Annotated in this window: 7 protein-coding genes; all 7 read right to left on the bottom strand. The window is 31.4% G+C overall.

Annotated features, from left to right (window positions below):
• Nucleotides 1–362 (bottom strand): hypothetical protein (locus ACKVOD_RS09960; RefSeq protein ID WP_409209321.1); only part of this gene is annotated, 362 nt, incomplete at its 3' end.
• 69 nt (nucleotides 363–431) lie between these two features.
• A complete protein-coding gene (locus ACKVOD_RS09955; RefSeq protein ID WP_409209320.1) occupies nucleotides 432–908 on the bottom strand; it encodes a lysozyme in 477 nt (158 codons plus the stop codon).
• The gene (locus ACKVOD_RS09950) at nucleotides 908–1,309 is read right to left on the bottom strand and encodes a hypothetical protein (protein ID WP_409209319.1); all 402 of its coding nucleotides are present in this window, start codon (nucleotides 1,307–1,309) and stop codon (nucleotides 908–910) included. The genes ACKVOD_RS09955 and ACKVOD_RS09950 overlap by 1 nt, the downstream gene beginning before the upstream one ends.
• On the bottom strand, nucleotides 1,309–1,557 hold the full coding sequence (locus ACKVOD_RS09945) for a hypothetical protein (RefSeq protein ID WP_409209318.1): 249 nt from the start codon (nucleotides 1,555–1,557) through the stop codon (nucleotides 1,309–1,311). The genes ACKVOD_RS09950 and ACKVOD_RS09945 overlap by 1 nt, the downstream gene beginning before the upstream one ends.
• Nucleotides 1,554–1,886: a hypothetical protein gene (locus ACKVOD_RS09940; RefSeq protein WP_409209317.1), complete on the bottom strand. Its 333-nt coding sequence runs from the start codon at nucleotides 1,884–1,886 to the stop codon at nucleotides 1,554–1,556. Before ACKVOD_RS09940 ends, ACKVOD_RS09945 begins: the two co-directional genes overlap by 4 nt.
• Nucleotides 1,883–2,296, bottom strand: a complete 414-nt coding sequence (locus ACKVOD_RS09935; RefSeq protein WP_409209316.1) for a hypothetical protein — start codon at nucleotides 2,294–2,296, stop codon at nucleotides 1,883–1,885. The genes ACKVOD_RS09940 and ACKVOD_RS09935 overlap by 4 nt, the downstream gene beginning before the upstream one ends.
• 1 nt (nucleotide 2,297) lies before the next feature.
• Nucleotides 2,298–3,331, bottom strand: a 1,034-nt coding sequence (locus ACKVOD_RS09930) for a hypothetical protein (RefSeq protein WP_409209315.1), incomplete at its 5' end; no start/stop codon positions are given.

The following is a 3,331-nucleotide window of genomic DNA, read 5'->3' as shown; positions in this document are numbered from 1 at the left end:
GGTAAAGATGTGCCGTACTGAGTAATCGTAACAGGTAATTTATAACGTTCTTGGTAGTATGTGGCAATGCCTTTTGTATCTAAAGTAGCTACTACATTTATTTTCTTTTCTACTTCTTTAATTACCTCAACAATCTTTATTTTTTCACGTTGTTTTAGCTTGTTTAAAACAATCAAACTATCATTTAAAGTATTTATACGATTAGCGTATTTTTCAATCTTTAAATCACTTATTTTTAATTGTTGTTCAAAAGCTAATTGACTACTTTCTACCTTTTCACAAGATTTAAAAAGCAAAAAAGATAAAACTATAATTACTAAATAAGTCCAATAATCCCCTAATAATGATTTTAATACTTCCATTTTATTGTGTTGTTAAGATTATAAATGTTACGATTGTGATTGCCAATAATGCTGATACGATTAATTCTCTCATTCGTGAAAAAATAATTTAGATTCTGCTTTTCTTCTTGCAATCAATCCGTTAAGTTTTACACCACCGCTAGTAATGTATTTAGTTTCAAACCATTTTTTTATTTGGTCTGATGGTGCTTTTTGATTTACTAATTTAAACAAAGTATCTGAACCTCCAGTGTTATAAGCGTGGGAAACTAAAGCATCAAATTGATTTTGTTTTATTAAAATCTTAATTTTTCGCATTACGATATTTTCAAATACTTCCAAAGTTTTAGCTAATAAAACTTCCGCTTCTTTTTCTGTAAGGGTAACTTTTGGCATTACGTTACCTTTTAGGAAGTTTCCATTTTTATCTCTCATTGCACTTCCGTACCCTTGTGTCCAAATTCCAGCAGGACATTTTTTAGGTTGTAAACCGATAGTTTTTAAATCCCCATCGTGCAACCCTTCAAAATGTTTGATTAAATCAATTCCGATTTGTGATGTTTTCATTATTTATCTTTTTCAGTTTGTTCTTTTAAAATAGGTTTTGTATAATGCCCTATGACTCCACTACCAACAATTAAAAATCCTAAAAGTGCAAAATAAACCCTATGCACTTTTTGAACGCCTTTTAATCTTTCAATCTCTATTTTAGCATCTGCAAATTCAGAAATCAATCCTTTGTTATTATTTAAAGAATGGGGTATTAAAGATTTTTCAATATTTTGTAAAGTACTGCTTATAGAACTCATAAGTACAGCGTTATCTTCTCTGTCTTTTTTGTCTTTTGCAGTGTGTCGCATTACTGTTTCCATATTCATTTTTAATTCTATAAAATCTTTTTTAGGAAAATGTGCTTCGATTTCTTTTTTAACAAGTGCTGTTACTTCGTTTTTAAGTTTTATTTCCATTATGACTCTGGCTCTTTATTATTTTTTATATATGATACTAAATTCAATCCTAATCCCAAAGTTACAAATAAAAATACAGTTTTAAACACTTCGATAGAATTTGCATTTGCATTTTCAAAAAAACAAATTCGATAACCGATCATTAAAGCGTAAGGAAAAGAAATAGCAATAGATATTCTTCTCATTGAATACGAATACTCTTTTCTAGTTTTATCCCACTCCATTAATATATCTTGTACTATTTTCATAATGTGATATCTATACTTTTAAAACAATGGTTTTTATCTATTTTATCTAATACCCAAACTAAAACTTTTCCTGATTTTGTAAGCGTTCCATCTCTTTCATTTTTACCTAATGCACTCGAAATTGTTTCTTCAATATTACCAAACTTATACCCTTTATCGGTTTTTAAAACTTTATTCCAAAGTGTCCTAAACTCCCTATTTGCAAATTTATCTAAATTTAGTGCTGAACTTAAAAAATAACCTTTTTTATTCTCTACAAAAAAGTAATTCAATAAACTCAAAGGTAAAAATAAAACATAAGCAACAAAAAATAATATTATTTGTATCATAATTTCTTACTTGCTAATCTAAACAAAGTATCTACTTGCACCGAAGTCAATCCTAATGTACTAGCCATTGAAATCAAGCTCGGGTCATTTCGCTCAAAGAAAACAGCATCAGTCCATAGCGTTAAAAAGGTCTCTTTTACCGTTTGATTTTGTATTTGATTAATAGCTAAAAGCACAGAACTAGGCATAATACCAAAATCAATCAATGCTAATTTTAACTGTAATTTTGTAACCGATTTTATTGTAAAATCAGGATTTAAAAACTGATGAAGTTCTGGAATCTCATCCTCCGAAATCTCAAATAAATCGGGGTTATTTACGATTGAAGGATGTTGCTCGAATGGCTCTTCTGCTATTACAACTCCGTAATATTCTTGACCTACTGTGTTAATTTGTCTTATATGTCTCATTTTATATATAGTATTGAATATGTATCCATCCATTATTGTAAGAACTGGAGGTTCTACCTACTACAAATTCGTATGTATTTGGCGTACCTATTGTTTTTATTCTAATCCCAGAAAGCCCCATTGCAGTGGTAAATAAAGGAAAAGTTTTTGTATTATTAAGATTTCCAGCTCCATAAATAATAACATCTCCAGCTCCTGCATATATATTTGCATGTTGTGGTATTTGTGGTATGTCTGCCATATTAGCAAATGGTATTGCTATACCGCTACAAGTTCCAGCTGTCTGAAATTGTAAATTTATTCTAACAGTCACTAAATTACCTTTTTGAGACCATCTAAAAAAATGCGTATTTGTCCCCGTTGGTAACGCTCCTCCAGTCGCTATCATTCCAGTTCCTGATAAAGATTGTTCTGCTACATCTTTATAAACCTGTTCAGTCGGAACAGCACTTGCATTTGTGTTATTCGCTAACATTTTAAACGCTCCAATTGCAGAACTTCCACCTGTCGAAGCAATAGTCAATTGTCTTGATGCACCTGTTCCAGATGGTGTAATTGTTATATTTGCCCCTGCTAATAACTCCGCTTCTGTTTGCGCTCTTGAAACTGAATTTAAGTCTGAAATAGTACTCGCTGTTTGTGTTCCTGTATGGTTTGCTCTTGCTTTTAAATTAGCATCTGTATCATTTGCGGTTGCACCCGTAGCAATACCATCTAATTTAGTTTCGTTTGCTGTTGTGAAACTTGCTGTTGTATTACTTAGTACGTCTGCAATGGGTTGCTTGTTATCATCAAGATATTCTGCATAAACAAATACGTTTGCAATACCATTAAAAACAGCATTTTGAGAAGATGCTATATTTGTAAGCCCTTCTGCTCCAACTTCCCAAGCATCATCTGAAATCTTTGCGTTTACTTGAGCTAATGTTTGATAACCGCTAGGGTTAGTGGCGTTGTAAGGTGTAAAGCCTAAAGCATCTTGTTTGCCATCCCAAGTAGTTTTCATACTAGGAGAAACTAATCCCGCATTTGTAA

Origin of the sequence: Flavobacterium sp. (assembly GCF_046155325.1) — a bacterium.
Lineage (GTDB): Bacteria > Bacteroidota > Bacteroidia > Flavobacteriales > Flavobacteriaceae > Flavobacterium.
The sequence above is the reverse complement of the archived record's forward strand: the minus strand, read 5'-3'. Positions and strand labels throughout refer to the sequence as shown.